This window comes from Ammoniphilus sp. CFH 90114, from assembly GCF_004123195.1.
Lineage (GTDB): Bacteria > Bacillota > Bacilli > Aneurinibacillales > RAOX-1 > YIM-78166.
In genome coordinates, this window is sequence record NZ_SDLI01000005.1 from 274,337 (window position 1) to 293,686 (window position 19,350).

Annotated in this window: 15 protein-coding genes; 12 read left to right on the plus strand and 3 right to left on the minus strand. The window is 42.4% G+C overall.

The annotated features are described in order from the left end of the window. Nucleotides 1–23: 23 nt before the first annotated feature. Nucleotides 24–794 (minus strand): YheC/YheD family protein, encoded by a 771-nt coding sequence (locus EIZ39_RS13640; RefSeq protein ID WP_164985088.1) that lies wholly within the window; start codon nucleotides 792–794, stop codon nucleotides 24–26. A 176-nt stretch (nucleotides 795–970) separates the two neighbouring features. Here EIZ39_RS13640 and EIZ39_RS13645 point away from each other — a divergent pair, with 176 nt between their 5' ends. The 7 genes from EIZ39_RS13645 (at nucleotide 971) to EIZ39_RS13675 (ending at nucleotide 7,329) form a co-directional block, all read left to right on the plus strand. Then, nucleotides 971–2,020, plus strand: coding sequence for a YheC/YheD family endospore coat-associated protein (locus EIZ39_RS13645; protein ID WP_129200532.1), 1,050 nt, complete (start codon nucleotides 971–973; stop codon nucleotides 2,018–2,020). A gap of 203 nt (nucleotides 2,021–2,223) precedes the next feature. Next, nucleotides 2,224–3,957, plus strand: coding sequence for a methyl-accepting chemotaxis protein (locus tag EIZ39_RS13650; protein WP_129200533.1), 1,734 nt, complete (start codon nucleotides 2,224–2,226; stop codon nucleotides 3,955–3,957). A 193-nt stretch (nucleotides 3,958–4,150) separates the two neighbouring features. Next, complete coding sequence (locus tag EIZ39_RS13655; protein ID WP_129200534.1) at nucleotides 4,151–4,798, plus strand: LbetaH domain-containing protein; 648 nt, start codon at nucleotides 4,151–4,153, stop codon at nucleotides 4,796–4,798. Further along, nucleotides 4,795–5,622 (plus strand): beta-keto acid cleavage family enzyme, encoded by an 828-nt coding sequence (locus EIZ39_RS13660; protein WP_129200535.1) that lies wholly within the window; start codon nucleotides 4,795–4,797, stop codon nucleotides 5,620–5,622. The genes EIZ39_RS13655 and EIZ39_RS13660 overlap by 4 nt, the downstream gene beginning before the upstream one ends. Nucleotides 5,623–5,820: 198 nt before the next feature. Beyond that, a complete protein-coding gene (locus tag EIZ39_RS13665; protein ID WP_129200536.1) occupies nucleotides 5,821–6,285 on the plus strand; it encodes a YbaK/EbsC family protein in 465 nt (154 codons plus the stop codon). Nucleotides 6,286–6,303: 18 nt separating this feature from the next. Continuing rightward, entirely contained in the window at nucleotides 6,304–6,747 is a 444-nt protein-coding gene (locus EIZ39_RS13670; RefSeq protein ID WP_129200537.1) for a DinB family protein, read from the plus strand. An 18-nt stretch (nucleotides 6,748–6,765) separates the two neighbouring features. Further along, entirely contained in the window at nucleotides 6,766–7,329 is a 564-nt protein-coding gene (locus EIZ39_RS13675) for a hypothetical protein (RefSeq protein ID WP_129200538.1), read from the plus strand. A gap of 257 nt (nucleotides 7,330–7,586) precedes the next feature. On the opposite strand, the gene EIZ39_RS13680 is transcribed toward EIZ39_RS13675, so the two are convergent. Both EIZ39_RS13680 and EIZ39_RS13685 read right to left on the minus strand, forming a co-directional pair. Beyond that, nucleotides 7,587–9,674 (minus strand): ATP-binding protein, encoded by a 2,088-nt coding sequence (locus EIZ39_RS13680; protein ID WP_129200539.1) that lies wholly within the window; start codon nucleotides 9,672–9,674, stop codon nucleotides 7,587–7,589. Beyond that, nucleotides 9,658–10,371: a response regulator transcription factor gene (locus EIZ39_RS13685; protein WP_129200540.1), complete on the minus strand. Its 714-nt coding sequence runs from the start codon at nucleotides 10,369–10,371 to the stop codon at nucleotides 9,658–9,660. The genes EIZ39_RS13680 and EIZ39_RS13685 overlap by 17 nt, the downstream gene beginning before the upstream one ends. 209 nt (nucleotides 10,372–10,580) lie before the next feature. Between EIZ39_RS13685 and EIZ39_RS13690 the strand changes: the two genes are divergently transcribed. The 5 genes from EIZ39_RS13690 (at nucleotide 10,581) to EIZ39_RS13710 (ending at nucleotide 19,279) form a co-directional block, all read left to right on the plus strand. Then, nucleotides 10,581–12,053 carry an aldehyde dehydrogenase family protein gene (locus EIZ39_RS13690; RefSeq protein ID WP_129200541.1) on the plus strand — a complete coding sequence of 491 codons (1,473 nt, stop codon included), beginning with the start codon at nucleotides 10,581–10,583 and terminating at the stop codon, nucleotides 12,051–12,053. 15 nt (nucleotides 12,054–12,068) lie between these two features. Further along, complete coding sequence (locus tag EIZ39_RS13695; RefSeq protein ID WP_129200542.1) at nucleotides 12,069–14,372, plus strand: copper amine oxidase; 2,304 nt, start codon at nucleotides 12,069–12,071, stop codon at nucleotides 14,370–14,372. Nucleotides 14,373–14,483: 111 nt separating this feature from the next. Then, nucleotides 14,484–16,046 carry a PAS domain S-box protein gene (locus tag EIZ39_RS13700; protein WP_129200543.1) on the plus strand — a complete coding sequence of 521 codons (1,563 nt, stop codon included), beginning with the start codon at nucleotides 14,484–14,486 and terminating at the stop codon, nucleotides 16,044–16,046. A gap of 706 nt (nucleotides 16,047–16,752) precedes the next feature. Further along, nucleotides 16,753–17,934 (plus strand): dicarboxylate/amino acid:cation symporter, encoded by a 1,182-nt coding sequence (locus EIZ39_RS13705; RefSeq protein WP_129200544.1) that lies wholly within the window; start codon nucleotides 16,753–16,755, stop codon nucleotides 17,932–17,934. Nucleotides 17,935–18,073: 139 nt separating this feature from the next. Beyond that, the gene (locus EIZ39_RS13710) at nucleotides 18,074–19,279 is read left to right on the plus strand and encodes an alanyl-tRNA editing protein (protein WP_129200545.1); all 1,206 of its coding nucleotides are present in this window, start codon (nucleotides 18,074–18,076) and stop codon (nucleotides 19,277–19,279) included. Nucleotides 19,280–19,350: the final 71 nt, after the last annotated feature.

Consider the following 19,350-nt stretch of genomic DNA (forward strand, 5'->3'; position numbering starts at 1 on the left):
AAATATGTGAAGCTTTCACAAAATTAAGTTTGGATCTCGATATCTTTTAATGCAGTCTTCACGATCGCAAACCACTTTGGATCATTTACTTTTTTCATAGGTTTAATGGCAGGGCTCGTATTGGCTTCAAAGAACCATATACTTCCATTCTTATCAACGGCTAGGTCTAAACCTAGCATATAAAAAGGGAATTGTCCTCCGAGTGTATTGGCGATTTGATAGGAAAGGTCCATAAGTTCACGTAAAGTTGCCATGGGGTTAATCGTCTGATCGCTTTCGTTAAGAACCTTATAGATAGAGTGTTGAAGTTCATCTGGCGGCAGCCATCTGCTGTTATAGGTTACATTCGTGACTATAGAATCTTTCATCGCAGCTACCTTGGCTGAGCTCATAGTCAAGTGCCAACGATCTAGATGTTTAACGAGGAGGAAACGAAAATCATAGGGTCGATTTTCATAAGTAGCTAAGTCTAATCCCTGTTGGATTAAATAATCTCTTCTTTTGTCTAGAAGTTTGATCACTTTGTTTACCATGGAGTCAAACTTTTTTATTTTTGTTTTTTTGCTATAAGAGATTTCAAATTTTTTATTAGGGAGAGATTTTATACGAATGATTCCCTCACCCTGAAGACCTTTATTAGGCTTTACATAAGCAACCTTATACTTCTTTAGCATTCTTTCTAACTCTTTTATACTAAACCAAGCTGTTTCGGGAATGAACGAAGATAGATATGGATCTTTCATTAACACGCGTGCAATTCTCATCTTATTGCGAATGACCTTATGTTTTAACAACCCCGATCCCTCATTTCTTGTTTTTAGTACCATATTCCTAGCAGATTAGAAGTGCTTGTTTGCTAGCCTACCAGGATGCGTGGAAATCATAGTGATGCCAATCATCCAAGCAACACCGATAGAGAATTCATAGAATAATAGAGAAATTAATTCTAGATGTAAGGAGGGGAACTGGTTTGAATAAAAGAGTTGTGATTGGAGTCCTTACTACACCAGGCAACCTGGATGTGTTTCGGCCGTTATTCAGAGAAAATCGACGGATAGAACATCTGCTCTTTGTTTTCTCCCTACGAGATATTCATTTTAAAAGAAGGAAAATAATGGGGTATGCACTTACAGAGGTTGGTAGATGGGTCAAGAGGAGTTTTGACTGGCCGGATTTAGTGATTGATAAATATTTTAATGTTAAATCTAGACTCTATAAACGTATAAGGAAGCATTCTTTCCTGCCTTTTATCGAGCAAGAACTACCAGGAAAATGGGAGATTCATCACGTTCTCCATGATGTTCGAGAACTGCGTCAGCATCTCCCAGAGACGCGCCCCTATCATCGCCATACGCTGAGGAAGATGTTGAGAAAGTTTTCTCTACTCTATGTAAAACCCATGAACGGGACATGGGGGAGAGGCATTGTAAGAATAGAACGTCGCAGGAAAGGATACCTAGTCGTTGGGCAAATCAACAGAAAAAGGCAGATTCGTCGATTGCTAGCGAAAAAAGAAGTCTTTAATTGGATGGATCGCTGGGTAGATCGTTCGCCTTTTGTTATCCAACAAGGTCTGCTTCTATATTTACTACCCGATCGGGTTGCCGACCTTCGCGTCCTCATTCAAAAAAATGAAAGAGGGTATTGGCAGATTACGGGGGAAGCAATGCGTATCGGTGCACGACAGATTCCGGTATCCAATCTTCATGGTGGGGGAAGCGGAAAAGAATGCTCAGCTGTTCTACGACCTCTATTTGGGAAAAAGAAAGGAAAGAGAATCCTTCTTAAATGCCATGAATTAAGTCATTTGGTAGCGCGAACCATTGAAGAAAACTATGGAAAGATGATGGAATTAGGATTAGACTTTGGCATCGACATCCACGGTGACATTTGGATCATTGAAGCAAATGATAAGCCGGGAAGGAAGATTTTTAGGCAAATAGGTAGGCTTGACCTCTTTAAGTTAGCGAATCGACAAGCCTTGCGTTATGCCTCGTATCTTATGAGAACTTCTAGATAAATACGAACTCTTTGTGGGTATAAATAACTATGATCATCTAGTATAATAGTTTTATATGCGAGATTAATTGGTGTATAATTGTGGTAACGAGGATCAGAATGGCTAGGAGTGAGTAGTGCAACCGACCCTTTTTCATATCGTGGTCGGTTTTTTATTGTCTATTTTCATTCGTACTTAATAGATTACAAATCGGGGTGGTAAAGATGGGGATTTTCACAAAAAAACCAAAAGCATGGAATGAATATATGGATTTTTCTCGTTCAACGGATATTGCCCAAGTAGGTGAGAGAGCTAAAGAACGGTTGGTGTTTTTGGGTATTAATCAAGATACATTGCTACAAGTAAAAGATGCTGCAGAATATCTTCTTCCCTTTAAGAAGGAGATTGTAGAGCAATTCTATGAGTATATTCAATCTGTAGAACATCTTAATAAGATCATTCTAAAACATACTAGTGTTGACCGTTTGAGTAAGACGATGGAGAGGTACCTAGAACAGTTTCTTCAAGCTGAGGTCAATCAGGAATACATTATGACAAGAATGATGATTGGACAAGTACATAGCCGTATCTATTTGACCGCTGAACATTTCATATCTGCTCATCATTTGTTAATTCAAATGATGACATCGATCTTAATGGAGAAATTAAACCATAAGCCTCATCAAATGGTGCAGTCCGTTCTAGCTATACAAAAATTAGCGGCCTATGATCAACAGCTTATCGTTGAAGTATATATGGAAGAAACGTTTAAATCCTTCTTATTTGGAGTATCTGATATGCTCAATGGTACAACAAGCCTTGATACAACGAAGCAACTCATTGTGAGCATGGACAGGCAGATTGAGGAAACTCATAATGTAACAGCTGCTACAGAAGAAATGAGTGCCTCTATACAAGAGGTTGCTGAGCATTCTGTAAAAGTAGCTGAGGGAACAGAAGAAGCGGTGCGGTCGGCAGAACAGAGTAAACAAGTAATAGACAGAGCGTTGAATGACATTCAACAGGTCGGTCATGTTTATGAGCAAGTCGTAGAACAAGTCAACGAACTTGATCAAGAAATCGAACATACACAAGGTGTAGTTAAGATTATTCGTGAAATTGCGGAACAAACCAATTTGCTTGCACTGAATGCCAGTATCGAGGCAGCAAGAGCAGGGGAGCATGGAAGAGGTTTTTCGGTTGTGGCTTCGGAAGTTAGAAAATTGGCAGAACATACAAAAGAGCAAATTATTCAAATTACATCCAACATGGAATCCTTGCGAAGGGTATCAAATCAGGTCACTCAGCAAATCAAACAGACTGAGAATCTCGTTGTAAAAAGTGTAGAAGAGGCTCATTCTGCAGGGGAGGAGTTGGGAGTTATTGTGTCAACCATGCAAGAAATTAACCTTGCCACTTCCCAGATTGCCGCGATGAGCGAAGAACAAACCGCTACGATCCTAGACATTGCGGAACGAAACACGAACATTTTTGATCGGAGTGCTCAGTCTCAAAGAGTGGCCAAGGAAACAGCCGAAATGATTTATCATCTAAGTAAGCAGATGGATCAATACCGTATTGCCTTCTTTGATATCAATGTAAGATTAAATTCTAAAGATCTCATTAGAGTAGCTAGAACGGATCATCTTCTTTGGAAGTGGAAAATTTATAACATGCTATTAGGACTGGACACGTTTGAGCCGCAACAAGCTGCTTCTTATCAGACATGCAGATTGGGGAATTGGTATTATGGGGAATTACCACCTAAAATAAAGAACCTTCCAATGTTCAGAGAATTAGAAGTCCCTCACCAATCCGTGCATCACTATGCAAAACAAGCGGTCGAATGTTATGAAAAAGGTGACCTAGTAGGAGCTCAGAGTGCATTTGAAGAATTGCAAATAGCTTCAGATACAGTGGTTGCTTTGTTATCCAAACTAGAATCAGAGCTATCTTAGAAATTCTTTAACAAGTGGTCACCCATAAAAGGTTGATCACTTGTTTATTTTTCTGTTCAAAGGGCGGTTCTATCATATATAAACATCCAAGCAATTGAGCAATTTATTTCATAGTTTAAACTATAAGGTTCATTCTGAGTTTCATAGAAATGAATTTGTTCTCATAGGTTGTATCTGAAGGAAAGGTGATGAGATGAAAAATCTTTATATCGTTGGCATTAGCTATGTCGATTTCAAACTAATTGATGCGATCAACCGTGTGGAGCCAACCTGGAACGTCAAAGGGTTTATCCATAACCCAAGGTATAAGTATTATAAAGGTTATTTATGCGGATATCCCATTGTGGGTGGAACGAAATGGATTTCCGAACTAGCGAAGGATAAGGATAACTATTTTCTCCGTGCCCATTCACATGTACTCTTACGGGGGAGAAAATATGCCAAAAAATTGCAATCGAATGATTGTCAGATGGCGACGTTGGTTCATCCTTCCGTCGATGTTAATCGAGTGACCATAGGAGTTGGTACGGTCCTGCCAGAAGGAAGTGTGGTTGGTCAGAATACGAAAATAGGAAATAACGTCATTGTTCGGCTTAATAGTACGATTAGTCATGATGTTACGGTGGAAGACGATGTCTATATCAGTCCGCGAACGATTATTGGAGGAAGATCTGTGTTGAAAAAGGGCTGTTTTATTGGTATGGGCGCGGTCGTAATGAATGTAACGGTCGGAGAGGGAGCCTTTGTAGGAGCTGGGGCGGTGGTGATTAAGGATGTTCCTCCGAAGACCGTCGTAGTTGGGGTTCCGGCTAAGCCAATAGTAAGGAATCCGAACCCATGAAGAAATTAATCGTTAATTTTGCCCCGACAGGTATGATCCCCACAAAGGCCATGACTCCTCACGTCCCCATAAGCCCAAAAGAAATTATACAAGATGTTTTGAAGTGTGCTCCTTTGGGCGTATCCATTGCCCACCTTCACGCTCGTGATTCTCATGGAATTCCAACCTATCATAAAGAGGTCTATGGTGAAATTATCAGAGGGGTTAGAGAACACAATCAAGACCTTATTCTTTGTGTATCCACAAGCGGCCGGAACTTTCCGGAATTCTCAAAACGTGCCGAGGTGCTAGATCTAGATGGTCCCCTTAAGCCGGATATGGCAAGCTTGACGCTGAGTTCATTAAACTTTATACAGAGCGAGAGCATGAATGCTCCACTCATGATCATGAAATTGGCTGAAAAAATGGCTGAAAAAGGAATAAAACCGGAACTAGAAGTATTTGATCTGGGAATGATTAACTTTGCTAAGTACCTCATCAAAAAAGGGTTACTCGAACCACCTTATTATTTTAATATTCTTCTTGGCAATGTAGCTAGTGCGCAAGCGAATATTAATCATCTTGGGTTGATGATTTCCGAGTTGCCTTCTCCCTGTTATTATTCAATAACAGGGCTTGGGGAAAGCCAAAAAGAGATGACAGCCTTAGGGGTCATTCTGGCGGACGGTGTTCGTATCGGGTTAGAGGATAATATTTGGCTGAATAAGAAAAATCAACGTTTGGCTACGAATGAGGATTTGGTGCAAAGGATTATTCATATAGCTCAGGCTTATGAACGACCCATTATGACACCTCAAGAAACTAGAGGGCTGCTCGGAATGTGAGTATGGCAATGGCAAGTTGTAGCGACTTCGTATGCTTTTCTTAGAGCTGCGAAGTCTTTTTTATACTTGGTAAACCGTCCATATGGACAGGAAGATGTAGCCATATTTTACAATTCATACTGGATAACTATAGTGATATTCTTTTATACTGGGAAAAGATGATTTAATAAGCTTGTGACTATTAAGGGAGGAAAAGTTATGCCGATTGCGCGTGTTCGTGATTTTCTAAAGCCACATGGTTTACAACCTCTGGTTTTTGAAGAGAAGTTACATACTTCTGAAGAGGCGGCCAACAAGCTTGGAGTTGAAGTAGGTCAAATCGCTAAAGCGATCCTATTTCGTTCAAATGAAGACAATTATGGTTTATTTGTTGCTGCGGGCGATGTACGGGTTCATCCGAAAAAGGTAAAGGCCTTACTGGGTGGAAAAAAACAAAAGATGGCGAGTCCGGACGAGGTGGTGGAGGTCACAGGATTTCAAGTCGGTGCGGTTTGTCCTTTTGCCCTGCGACAAGATATCCCTATCTACATTGATGAGTCCATCCAGCGGTTCGATAAGGTCTATACCGCTGCAGGGATTGCGGAGTCCTTGCAACCGATCTCTTTTGATCAGTTAGTTAAAATTACTAATGGCATCGTAATTAAAGCGAGCCAGGAAGACTAAGCATATGGGGGAATTGGGATGAACACCGTGAGGAAGATGTACGAGCACTTAGATTGGGCGAATCGAAGAATTCTAGAAGCCCTAGAAACAGCCGAGCATCTAGAGGGACTTCGTCTATTTGCGCACATCCTGCAGGCTGAGCAAGTTTGGGTGTCACGAATTGTTGGAAGGGATACGTCACAAGTTTCGATATGGCCAGAAGGGGATCTTTCATTCTGCTCTGCTCTAATGGAGAAAAATAAAGAAGACTTTCAAAAGCTCTTCGATCAGCTATCCGACGACCAATTGAAGGACACGGTTTCCTATGTTAATAGCAAAGGAACAGCGTTCAAAACTCGCTTGGACGATATTTTGATTCATGTTGCGCTGCATGGCCAGTACCACCGGGGGCAGATCAATACGAGACTTAGAGCTTCAGGCCTTGAACCCGTGAACACAGATTATATTTTTTACGTGAGGTAGAAAAAGAGGAGGACATCATTGTTTTCATTTTATGTTTTAGGAATGGGTCTTATTTTATGTTTTTCTTTAGTATGGGGAATTTTTCTCCTCAGTCGGCGTCGCTGGATTAGTGGTTCCATCGCCGTAGGACTTCCTGTCTTCATTGTAGGGGCCGTTGTCGGACTTTACTTTTGGGCGTTTTATGAATCCAAGCCGTCTGCCCTAGATTTGTCGTTGGAGCAAGAGGGACAACAATTTATCGTTAAAGGAAAATGGAACACTCGTCTGGAACCCTATCAATTCGGCACAGATTTTCTCGTTTTTTATACTCCAGAGGATATCCCAGTACAACCTCTTCGCTATACAAAGGGGGAATGGCAACCAGACTACTGGAATTTTCAAGAGGATATCGTTGAGCATGTAAGGGAAACAGCTCCAATGGATCGGAAAGCTCAGCTTTTTGATGTCAAGGCGGAAGAGGAGTTCAAATTTGTCTTTGAGGTCCCCGGTAACATTTCTCTGGGCCAACTAAAGATCTACTATGTTCACGTACACTCAGCACCGATGAGCTCTTTTACCTATTGGGCGAAGGAAGTTCGGTAGAGACTACAACCAGTGAAGAAAGTAGAGGCTGACTCAGAAGATAGATTTGAGGGCATCAATCGGTGTTTTGAGGTACTGAAATTGGTCTGAGAGTGGTATCGGGGCATCAATCTGGTGTTTTGAGGTACTGAAATTGGACTGAGAGTGATTTCGGGGCATCAATCTGGTGTTTTGAAGTACTAAAATTAGTCTGAGTGTGATTTCGGGGCACCTATCAATCGCTTTTAATCTCTGACCAAAAAGTAAAGGGGGTGCCTTTAGGACACCCCTTCTTTCTTATACTCCTCTATGACTAAAGGGAGTCTGATGGTAAACGACGTTCCTTCATGAAGCCTACTCCGTACGTTTATCTCTCCTCGATGAGCTTGTACGATTTCTTTGACAATAGCGAGACCGAGTCCGTTTCCAGGGATCTTGGAATTCCTGGCTTTATCCGCACGATAAGAGCGTTCGAATAGAAAAGGGAGTTGCTCTTCGGGGATTCCAGGTCCCTGATCTTGCACCGTAATATATAGGTCATGAGAGGAAGACTCTAATTTTAAAACGGGGGGATGATCACTCGCATACTTTTGGGCATTTTCAAAGAGATTGTCAATGACACGATAGAGTTGGTGCAGATCGACATCAAGGAGCGAATGAGTTTGTTCGAGCCTAGACTGAAGGGAAGGCCAGCGGCTTCTTAGAGAATTAACCAACGTCTCAACACTCACTCTGCTGTAATCTAGTGATTTGGTCTTCGTTTCAAGCAGACTCAATTCATATAAATCATGTACGAGTCGATTGACGGAAGAGATGCGGTGTTGAATTTTCTCTAAATAGATCTCTTGCTGATCCTCTGCAATCAATCCGTCTTTTATCGCTTCGATATACCCCGTTATGATGGTCAGGGGCGTTTTCAGGTCATGGGAAATATTCGAGAATAAAGCAGACCTCGATTCCTCGATCTCTTTTAATTGCCGGTTTCTTTGAACTAATTCTTCAGTACGCTCTGCGATCGCAGCTTCAAGCTGATTATTTAAAAGGAGAAGTTCGTTCTGACTTTGCTCTAACGCTTTGGACATGTCATTAAAGGAGGTGGATAGCTGGTCAAATTCGCTGATGCCGCTTTTAGGAATTTCTCCTTTAAAGTTACCGGCTCGCACGTTATGAATTCCTGTAAGCAGTCGGTTCAGTGGGGTTGTGACGCCTTTCCACATGGCAAACGTAATCCCAAAGCAAAACAACATTAAGAGACCGATCGCAAAGGATAATTGAGAAACGATTGCTTTCCCGCTTTCTCTTATTTCTTGATGGGCTTGATCCATTAAGGGGGACACCATGGCTCCTTGGGGAATGACGTAGCCCAAACACCAGTTTGTCGCAGGGATGTGGGCGCTTAACAACACTCGTCCTTCCGGTAGCTGAACCGATGTATTGGCATGTTCGGCCATCGGCGTAAAGGAGATCTGCGACATGCTTTCTTTGCCTTCTTCTTGGATCGCAATGACATCACCCGATTGATTGATGAGAAAAGCAAAAGAGCTATCATGGTTAAATTTCGTATCTAGAATATTTTGAACGATTGAATCAATCGTGATATCCACAGCAACTATTCCAAGCAATTCCTCCTGTTTGCCCATAACGGGAGAGCTAGCCGTCAACATGGAGCTTCGATGTGTAATATCCTGGTAAGGATCGCTCCAGACGATCGTCTTCGACGGGTTATGATCTGGTAGTGCTTGGGTATAGAACGAATACGAGGTAACTGGAATGGACGGATTAAAAAACTCGTTTTCTACTTCTTTCTTCAAGTGAATCGCCGGGAAAATACGCCAAGCGGATTCAGGTAGAATAAAGTACATGGCGGCAATATTGCGGTTGCTCTCTACACTTTGTTGGAAAAAAGGCTCGAGATATTGGCTGCGTGACAGACGCTCCAGCAAATCCGGTGTGAGCGGAACGATGCCGCTAGCCCCCGTATTGGATCGGTTCGTTGTGCCCACATCCTCCCAATAATAACCTTGCTCCTCCCTCGTGAATTCAACCGGTTTCAACATAGGAAACGCATGAGGCTCTCGGTAGAGCTGTTCGGCAAAGCCCTTTGCGGTCTTTACTCGCTGCTCAATGCTCTTAAGTTCCTGGTTGATCAAGTTCGCTTGAGTTTGCAGGTTAGTTTGGTAAAGGGCAATAACGTTAGCCGAAATCATCTCCCCGGTATGCTCCGCTGTATCATTTAACGTATCCTTCACGAATTGCGTGGCTAAACTCCCAAAAAACAATAACGGAACCAGGGCTACAAACAATAAGGTTAACAAAATCCGAATCGACAAGGATGAGGGGAAAAATCGATTAAACCAACGCTGCATGCTCTTCAAACCGATAGCCTACGCCTCGAAGGGTGGTAATGATCTTAGGGTTGCTAGGATCATCTTCAATCTTTTTCCTTAAGTTCCCAATATGTACCTTCACCGTCTTGGTGTCCGACTGAAAGTCATAGCCCCATAGCTGTTCAAGAATATGATCCACACTAAATACTTGCTTCGGATGAGACATGAAGAAGGAAAGGAGTTGAAATTCTTTCGCGGACAACGTGATAGGCTGATTATGCAGATAGGCCTCATGTCTTATCTTATTTAATGTTAACGAAGGAGATACGAATTGCGTAGGCTCTTTGGACAATTCCGCCTGAAGAGTTCGCCTGGAACGACGCAAATTTACCTTTACGCGGGCCATCAGTTCATTCGGACTAAAAGGTTTACTAATATAGTCATCTGCTCCAATACTAAGACCTATGATTTTATCGATTTCGGTATCCTTGCAACTAAGAAATAAAATGGGGGATTCTGTAAACGTTCTCAGTCTTCTGCATACTTCATGACCATCAATATCTGGGAGAAATACATCCAGAATGATGAGGTCAGGTGAGTGGTGCCTTGCCATCTCAATGGCTTCTGCCCCGGTACAAGCTAAAGTGGATGTAAAGCCCTCTCTAGTAAGGTACATGGTTAGTAACTCTCCGATTTCTTTTTCATCGTCGACAATCAGTATGTATTCCCCTGCCAAGGCTCAACACTCCTTTCAAAAGACTTTTCACTCTATTAAATTCTAATATGAAGTTAGAGTAGGATCAATGTTTTTAAAATAGATTGTATTTTGTTAATTATTTTACCTTATTTTTACCTTGGTTCTCTTTTTTCTTTACCTTCTACCTCTACAATGAGTGAAGTGTAACCGATTTCACCTGAAGAATACAGAAGGGGGAAGTTAAACGAATGACAAAAACCTATCAGTTATTTATAGGCGGACAATGGGTTGATTCCGTTACGGGAAAAACCTTTGAAACTCGTAATCCTGCAACAGGGGAACTGAATGGTATAGTGGCAGAAGCGCAGCAAGAAGATGTGGATTTAGCGGTGAAAGCGGCGCGTAGAGCATTTGAATCCGGTCCTTGGGCGGAGATGGCTCCAAGCGATAGAGGACGTCTCTTACATAGGGCAGCTCAGAAGCTATGGGAAAATGTGGATCTCTTAGCAGAGCTCGAGACGAAGGATAACGGTCAACCGATTAATGAATCAAAATACATAGCCATTCCTGCCATGATTGATGTGTTGGAATTTTACGCGGGATTAGCCAACAAAGTTCAAGGGGAAACACTTTCTTCTCCAGGGAACCGTTTTAATTACACATTAAGAGAACCCCTAGGAGTAATAGGAGCTATTGTACCATGGAATTTTCCTCTCATGCTCGCGATGTGGAAGCTGGCACCTGCTTTGGCAGCGGGAAATACGATTGTGATTAAGCCGGCTGAGGATACGCCGATCAGTACGTTGGAACTAGCAAAATTGTTCCAAGAAGTAGGTATCCCTGATGGAGTGATCAATGTGATCCCAGGAAGAGGGGACATTGCTGGAGAAGGACTTGCCTCACATCCGGATGTGGATAAAATTGCCTTTACCGGTTCAACCGGGGTGGGTCGATTGGTCATGCAGGCTGCCAGCCGCCATATTAAACCGGTTTCGTTAGAGCTAGGAGGAAAATCGCCGAATATTGTATTCGATGATGCTTCAATCGACGATGCGGTAAACGGTTCCATGTTTGGTATTTACTTTAACCAAGGGCAAGTTTGTGCGGCAGGTTCACGCTTATTTGTCCAGGAAGGAATTTACGATCGGTTCATGGATTCCTTCATACGCAAGGTTGAGGGTATTCGCATCGGGAATCCACTTGAGGCAACAACTCAGATGGGACCTCAAGTTTCAGAGAAGCAACTAAATACGATTGAACGTTATGTGCAGAGTGGATTAGAGGAAGGAGCCCGATTGGTTACCGGAGGGAAACGATTTGCAGGGACGGAGAACGGCTATTACTATACGCCTACGATCTTTGAGAACGTCTCGAACAGTATGTCGATTGCCCGTGAAGAAATTTTTGGTCCGGTGATCTCCGTTATTCGCTTTAAGGATGAAGAAGATGTCTTGAAAAAAGCCAATGACACGCTGTACGGTCTGGCTTCCGGTTTATGGACCAATGATTTGAAGCTTGCTCACCGGATGGCCAAAGGATTGAAGGCAGGAACCGTGTATATCAATACCTTTAGCATGCTCGATAGTGCCGCTCCATTCGGTGGAACCAAGCAAAGCGGATTCGGTCGTGAACTCGGTATCCAAGCGATGGATATGTACACGCATACCAAGAGTGTATGGGTGGATTTGAATAAAGAAGGATTGAACTGGTATCAGCTTTAGATGAAGGGAGAATCAATGATGAAGAAAACATTCATGAAATCCGCGGTTGTCCTGGGCCTTGCTCTATCCTTGGCCTTTTCACCGCTTTCAACTGCCATACCGTCTGTCGCTTACGCCCATGGGGGTGGTGAAGCGGACTATGTTCCGTTAAAGGCTACCTTAGAGAATTTCGGTGCCAAAGTGCAGTGGGACGCTTTTACGGGCACGATCAATATTAGCAGGGATGGCTATGTGGTCCGCGTTAAGCCTGGTTCTAAGGAGGCAATTGTGAACGGGAAGAGTATTCAGTTAGATGCTCCCGTCACCTTGAAAAAAGGCGTATCGTATGTCTCGCACCATTTTATCAATGAGGTCTTTCAATCTGGCCTAGAACAGACTGTAAAGATTGAGGATGGTTATCATCCATTCAATCCTTTGACTCCTACGGAAATCGAAGAGGTAGTAAAAACATTGAAGGAATCGGGCAATTATAAGGAAGGTCTACGTTTTACAGAAATATCTGTTAAGATTCCGAATAAAGAGGATGTCTGGGATTGGGTGCTAAACGGTAACCGCTCGTCCCGTTCCTTTGAGAGGAAAGCAGAATTCATTGCTTTAGACGGGAAGCAAGTTTATGAAGGAGAAGTCAACCTGACGACAAGGAAGCTCGTATCATGGGAGAAAATCGATGATGTACACGGAATGATTATCCTTGATGACTTCTTTACCGCCCAAGAAGCGATCGAAAACAGTGTGGAATACGCCAAAGCTTTGCAAAAACGAGGAATTGATGATGTGAAGAAGGTAGTCGCCACACCTTTAACCGTGGGCTACTTTGAAGGGGAAGACGGGCTGGAGCAAGACTTGAGATTGTTAAAGGTAGTGGCTTACTTGAATACAGGGGACGGGAATTTCTGGGCCCACCCTATTGAAAATCTTGTCGCGATTGTAGATCTTGAACAAAAGAAAGTGATTAAAGTTGAGGATGAGGGGATCATTCCGATCCCGATGCAAAACAACCCCTATAACGGAAGACAGTTCGAAAAGAAGGTAGGGGTGAAGCCTCTTCATATCACAGAGCCGGAAGGCAAAAATTATCGGATAAACGGCAATGCCATCAACTGGAACAATTGGGATCTCCACCTTCGTTTAGATACGCGTGTCGGTCCGATTCTGTCTACGGTGACCTATAACGACCAGGGGAAGAAACGAAAGATCATGTACGAGGGTTCGCTTGGAGGGATGATCGTACCTTATGGTGATCCCGATGTCGGCTGGTATTTCAAAGCGTATTTGGATTCTGGTGACTATGGAATGGGCGCGTTAACGTCGTCTCTAGTCAAAGGAACAGATGTTCCTGAAAATGCGATGCTATTGGATGCGACGATTGCGGACAATGAAGGTAATCCGTATACCATTCCAAATGCCATCGCAGTATTTGAACGTTACGCAGGACCTGAATACCGACACGATGATCTTATTACCTTCACGGAAGGCAATGAGAGCCGAGAAAGACGTGAACTCGTTATTCGCTGGGTGAGTACGATTGGAAACTATGATTATATCTTTGATTGGGTTCTCCTGCAAAACGGAACGATGAAGATTGATATCGGGGCGTCCGGTATCGAAGCGGTCAAAGGGGTCGTAACCAAGACGATGCATGATGAAACCGCAGAGAAAGATACGCGTTATGGAACCTTGATTGACCATAATATCGTTGGGACGACTCACCAGCACATTTATAATTTCCGACTGGATCTCGATGTGGACGGAGGGAACAATTCCTTATTGGAAATCAACCCTAAGGTCGCACCTAACCCGGATGGTGGTCCGCGCAAAAGCGTTATGATCACCGAGCAAAAAACAGTCAAATCTGAACAAGAAGCAATTCAAAAGTTTGATCCATCAACCATTCGTTTAATCAGCAATCCCAATAAGGAGAATAAAGTTGGAAATCCTGTATCTTATCAGGTGATACCTTTTGCTGGTGGCACACACCCTATTGCTAAAGGAGCCCTATTCTCGGAAGATGAGTGGTTGTCTAAACGGGTCCACTTCATGGACAAACAGATTTGGGTCACCAACTACCACCCGGATGAGCGTTATCCGGAAGGCAAGTATCCGAACCGAAGTAAAGAAGATACTGGTTTGAAGCTATTTACAGACGATAACAGCTCGATCGAAAATACCGACATCGTTTTGTGGATGACAACCGGAGCCACTCATGTCGCTCGCGCGGAAGAATGGCCGATGATGCCGACCGAATGGGTTCGCGCGATGATTAAGCCGTGGAACTTCTTCGATCAGACGCCAACGTTAGATTTGCCGAAGAAAAACTAAAGATGCAAAGCAGATAACCCACCAGAGATGGTGGGTTTTTAAGTCTCCTGTTATTTACTCCTAGTGGCCAATGAAATAGTATATACTAAGTCTAATTGATGGTAATAAGGAGTGATTGTTCTGGCTGCGATTAGTTTAGATCATTTACGGTTAAATGAAAGTGAAGCATTTTATCGATTTCTTTTTGAAAATAATCCAGATGCCATTTTTTTATTTGATCTTAATGGTAATTTCTATAGCGTTAATCCTAGCGCATTAAACCTTATCGGATATAAGCGAGAAGAAATTATAGGAAAGTCTTATAAACGCTTTGTATTTAAAGAAAACTTAGAAAAAATGGTGGAGAACTTCAGGAAAATGTCTCAAGGCGAAAGTTTAAGCTTTGAATTTTCCTTTAAAGATAAAAATGGATTTCCTGTCCAGTTCAATATGATTAACTTCCCCATCATGGTTGAGGAAAGTGTGGTTGGGATCTATGCTATAGCCAAGGATATCAGCAATGAAAAGAAAACTGAGGAAGATTTGCGCTCTACAAAAGAACAGCTTGAATCTTTTTTCAAAAATTCAACAGACGCCATTGTGGTAGTAAATTTAGAAGGTCATATTATAAGGGTTAATGATGCATTTGAAAAGGTCTATGGATGGAACCCTGAAGAGGTCTTAGGAGAAGATCTATCCTCGTTAGTGATCCCGGAGAATTTGATCAGCCAATATCAAACCCTTCATCAAGTGGTCAATTTTGGTGGACAAGTATCCGCGTATGAAACCGTAGGAAAAAGAAAAGGCGGCAGCTTATTTGATGTGAATTTGTCGATCTCAGCGATCCATGATGTGAATGGGGAAGTGATCGCACGCGCGATTACGTTTAGGGATATTTCGGAGCGCAAACGCCAAGAACACAAATTAAAAAATGTCATAAAGGAGCTAGCCGATATTAAATTGGCCTTAGATGAATCCTCCATCGTTGCGATCACGGATTATAGAGGAATCATCACTTATGTCAATGAAAAATTCTGCGAAATCTCCAAGTACCGTCAGCATGAGTTAATAGGGAAAACTCATAGAATCATCAACTCTGGCTATCATCCGAAAAGCTTCTTTCAGGATATGTGGGAAACGATATCGGAAGGTGAAGTGTGGGAAGGAGAAATTAAGAATAAGGCTAAGGACGGGACCTATTACTGGGTGAAGACGACGATTGTTCCATTCTTTGATGAAGATGAAAACATTCACCAATACGTATCCATTCGGACGGACATTACGTCCCGGAAACAGGCTGAAGAAGAGTTGAAGAGCGCACTTAAGGAATTAGCGGATATTAAATTTGCCTTAGACGAATCCTCTATCGTAGCTATTACAGATGAAAACGGTGTGATCACGAATGTAAATCACAAATTCTGTGAAATATCCCAGTATAGTCGAGAAGAACTCATTGGTAAAACCCATAAACTTATTAATTCGGGTTATCATCCTAAAGAGTTTTTTGAAGACATGTGGAACACGATCCAGCAGGGTTCTATTTGGAAAGGTGAGATTAAAAATAGAGCCAAAGACGGCACGTATTATTGGGTGTTCACGACAATTGTTCCTTTCTTAAACGAAGAGGGTAAGCCCTACCAATATGTATCCATTCGATCTGACATCACGAAGTACAAGGAAGCAGAATCATTATAATTCAATAGCACTAAAGTTAGAGCTTCTCGCTAGGAAGAGCTCTTTTTTTTGTGAAAAAGTGGCACCTTCCCCAAAAATAAGATTATCCTCTAAAGTAGATGACCACGCTATGATTTTTCTCACACCTCCTCACTCTAGATTTCGTTAAGATAGATAAGACCCATAGTAACGTTTCGTTTGATAATTATAGATCTTTTTGATAGGGTGTGATCCTTATTTTTTACTGCGTGAAATGTCGTGTTATTCACAAAAAAAGTATTTCTCTCATCGTCTCTGACTCGTATCGAAAAGTGAATGATAAAATGGTGCCTTTAGGGATATGTAAAGAATCGGAAATGATGAAAAGTGAAGCTAAGAAAAGCTTCGAGAAAACTAGTGTCACCGACCTACAAAACTAACTAAGTACCCTATCTTTATAAAATCTCCACATTGGTGGAGATTTTTTTTATGTTAGCATGTTTTTCAAGATAAGAAAATTATTTTGAATAAAATTATTTTTGAATAGTAAGTGTCTCTGTGTTGTGGACTGTTCTTGTTTGTTTGACGAAAAAACATAATAATGCTAAAGATCTTATCGTCTCTCAATTATGGACAAAAATTAATATGTGAAATAAAATACTTTTTCTAACATATTTAAAATTCGAGAAAACGAAAAATAAGCCTTATAACGCGTTACAATAGAAAAAAACAAGAAAGGGGCTTGGCCATGAAAGTAGGTCTTATTCCTAAGTTGTTGGCAGGGATTATCATAGGTATGTTGGCAGGACTCTATTTGCCAGATGAGGGAGTTCGTTTATTCATTACGGTAAAAGGGATTATTGGTCAATTTATCGGATTTACGGTTCCTTTAATCATCGTGTTCTTTATTACTAGTGGTGTAGCACAACTCGGAAATCAATCTGGGAAAACAGTCGGAATGACGGTTGCCGTGGCGTACCTTTCCACGATTTGTGCTGGCACGTTGGCTTATTTTGCCGCCAGCAATCTGATTCCGTTACTTGCTGCCGGTGCAGGCAACGTGGCTGGAGGGGGAGAAGCCCTAAAGCCGTTTTTTGAGTTGAAGATTGATCCGATGATGGGAGTCATGACAGCATTGGTGACGGCGTTTTTGTTTGGGATTGGGTTAAGCAAGATTAAGAACGACTCGCTATACCAATTTTTCCAGGGCGGGAAAGCGATTATCGATTTAGTGATTGTTAAAGTTATTATTCCAATATTACCTTTTTATATTGCTGCGATCTTTGCGGGGATGGCGAGTGAAGGGCAAGTGTTTGAAACGGTAAAAGTGTTTGGTATCGTTCTTTTATTGGCAGTCGCTTTGCACTGGATTTGGCTAATCGTATTATACGGAGTTTCTGCAGGGGTATCCGGAAGATCACCTCTTCGCGCATTAAGAAATATGCTTCCTGCCTATATGACGGCCATTGGTACGATGTCGAGTGCGGCAACGATTCCTGTGACGCTGAGTTCAGTGAAGAAGCTTGGGGTTAAAGGTGAAGTGGCGAATTTCGTTGTTCCTCTATCAGCGACGATTCACTTGTCCGGTAGTACGATCACGCTGTTAACATGTTCGATGGCGGTGATGTTTCTATCTAACGGCCTTGCCATACCGGGATACTTTCAAGTGCTTCCATTCATTGCGATGCTCGGCATCATGATGGTTGCAGCTCCCGGGGTCCCAGGTGGCGCGGTCATGGCATCCATTGGCTTGCTTGGAAGTATGCTCGGCTTTGATGAAGCGGCAATTGGCTTGATGATCGCTCTTTATATGGCCCAAGACAGCTTTGGCACGGCATGCAATGTCACAGGTGATGGTGCGATTGCTATGCTTGTTGAAAAGTGGAGTGGAAATAGTGCGAATGCATCCGCTAAGCGCGATATAGCTTAATTATACGAGGTTGTTCAGCGATCTGAAGTCCCAGTGATGATTATTAAATAGGATGAAGAGATGCAGGTCCGCTCAAGTGAGCGGGCTTTTTTTCGTGCTTCTATTGCAGTATGATGAAAGCAAGAAAGGTGGTAGATGTATGCCGACGGAAAAGTTATATTATGAAGATCCATATATACGTTCTTTCACAAGCCAACTCATAAGACAGGATCAGGATGAAAAGGGACGCTGCTACGTTGTATTGGAACAGACAGCTTTTTACCCGACTGGCGGCGGACAACCTTATGATACCGGGCACCTTCATGATGTTGCTGTTTATGATGTGGAGGAAGTGGAGGGGGAGATTCGACATTTTATAGAAAGGCCCCTTGAAGTACATAACGAGCTTACGGGAGTGATTCACTGGGATCGCCGTTTTGATCATATGCAACAGCATGCTGGACAGCATATTTTGTCCGCTGCATTCGAACAAGAATACGGTTATTCAACGGTAAGTTTTCATTTAGGTAAAGAAACATGTACCATTGATCTTCCGATAGCCGACCTTCGTCATGATGAAGCGAAGGAAGTTGAAGCCTTGGCTAACCGAATCATTTTGGAGAACCGCCCCATTGAAGCGAAATGGGTAACAAAAGAAGAGCTTTCTCAGTATTCTCTAAGGAAAGATCTATCCGTTTCAGAAAATATTCGCCTCGTCATCATTCCCAATTTTGATTATAACGGCTGTGGTGGGACGCATCCTGACTCTACGGGGAAGGTCGGCTCCTTGAAGATCCTGCATTGGGAGAAGCAAAAGAAAAATATTCGAATTCACTTCGTGTGTGGAGACCGAGTACTCAAACACCTTCATGAAAAACATCAAGTCATTCAGAGTCTAACAAGTGTCTTAAACGCACCCCAAGAACAATTGAAGGAAGCGGCCCTTCGGGTTTTACAACAGACAAAGGATCTTGAAAAAATGCTGAACGATTTAAAGGCAGAGCTAATGGGTTATGAAGCGGATGAATTCTTAGACCAAGCAGAGATTCATCCTCATCATCAAGTGGTTAAAGCCTCGTTCATAGGTCGTCCCATTTTTGAACTGCAACAATTAGCGAAAACCATTACGATGAAGAGTGATAAGGTCTTGGTCGTGTTTATCAACGAAGATGAAAATAGGCTGCAGTTGATCTGTGCCCGAGGTCGTGATTTACAAACCAATATGAATCAGCTTGTTAAAGGAGTGCTTCCTCTTATTAATGGAAAAGGTGGGGGAAATGACACTTTTGCTCAAGGAGGCGGCGAGAAGACGATTTCGGTAGAGCGATTAATGCAAGAGCTAGACTTGTTCGAGGGGGAAACCTAATGGTAGAAGCTGTCTCGAGTGCTTAACGATGCTTAAGGCTGCTTCCTATATATAGGGCCCCGCGATGGTTT

Coding starts and splice junctions, on each gene's coding strand:
- EIZ39_RS13650 (WP_129200533.1), top strand. CDS start 2,224: ATGGGGATTTTCACAAAAAAACCAAAAGCATGGAATGAATATATGGAT.
- EIZ39_RS13655 (WP_129200534.1), top strand. CDS start 4,151: ATGAAAAATCTTTATATCGTTGGCATTAGCTATGTCGATTTCAAACTA.
- EIZ39_RS13660 (WP_129200535.1), top strand. CDS start 4,795: ATGAAGAAATTAATCGTTAATTTTGCCCCGACAGGTATGATCCCCACA.
- EIZ39_RS13665 (WP_129200536.1), top strand. CDS start 5,821: ATGCCGATTGCGCGTGTTCGTGATTTTCTAAAGCCACATGGTTTACAA.
- EIZ39_RS13670 (WP_129200537.1), top strand. CDS start 6,304: ATGAACACCGTGAGGAAGATGTACGAGCACTTAGATTGGGCGAATCGA.
- EIZ39_RS13680 (WP_129200539.1), bottom strand. CDS start 9,674: ATGCAGCGTTGGTTTAATCGATTTTTCCCCTCATCCTTGTCGATTCGG.
- EIZ39_RS13690 (WP_129200541.1), top strand. CDS start 10,581: ATGACAAAAACCTATCAGTTATTTATAGGCGGACAATGGGTTGATTCC.
- EIZ39_RS13695 (WP_129200542.1), top strand. CDS start 12,069: ATGATGAAGAAAACATTCATGAAATCCGCGGTTGTCCTGGGCCTTGCT.
- EIZ39_RS13705 (WP_129200544.1), top strand. CDS start 16,753: ATGAAAGTAGGTCTTATTCCTAAGTTGTTGGCAGGGATTATCATAGGT.
- EIZ39_RS13710 (WP_129200545.1), top strand. CDS start 18,074: ATGCCGACGGAAAAGTTATATTATGAAGATCCATATATACGTTCTTTC.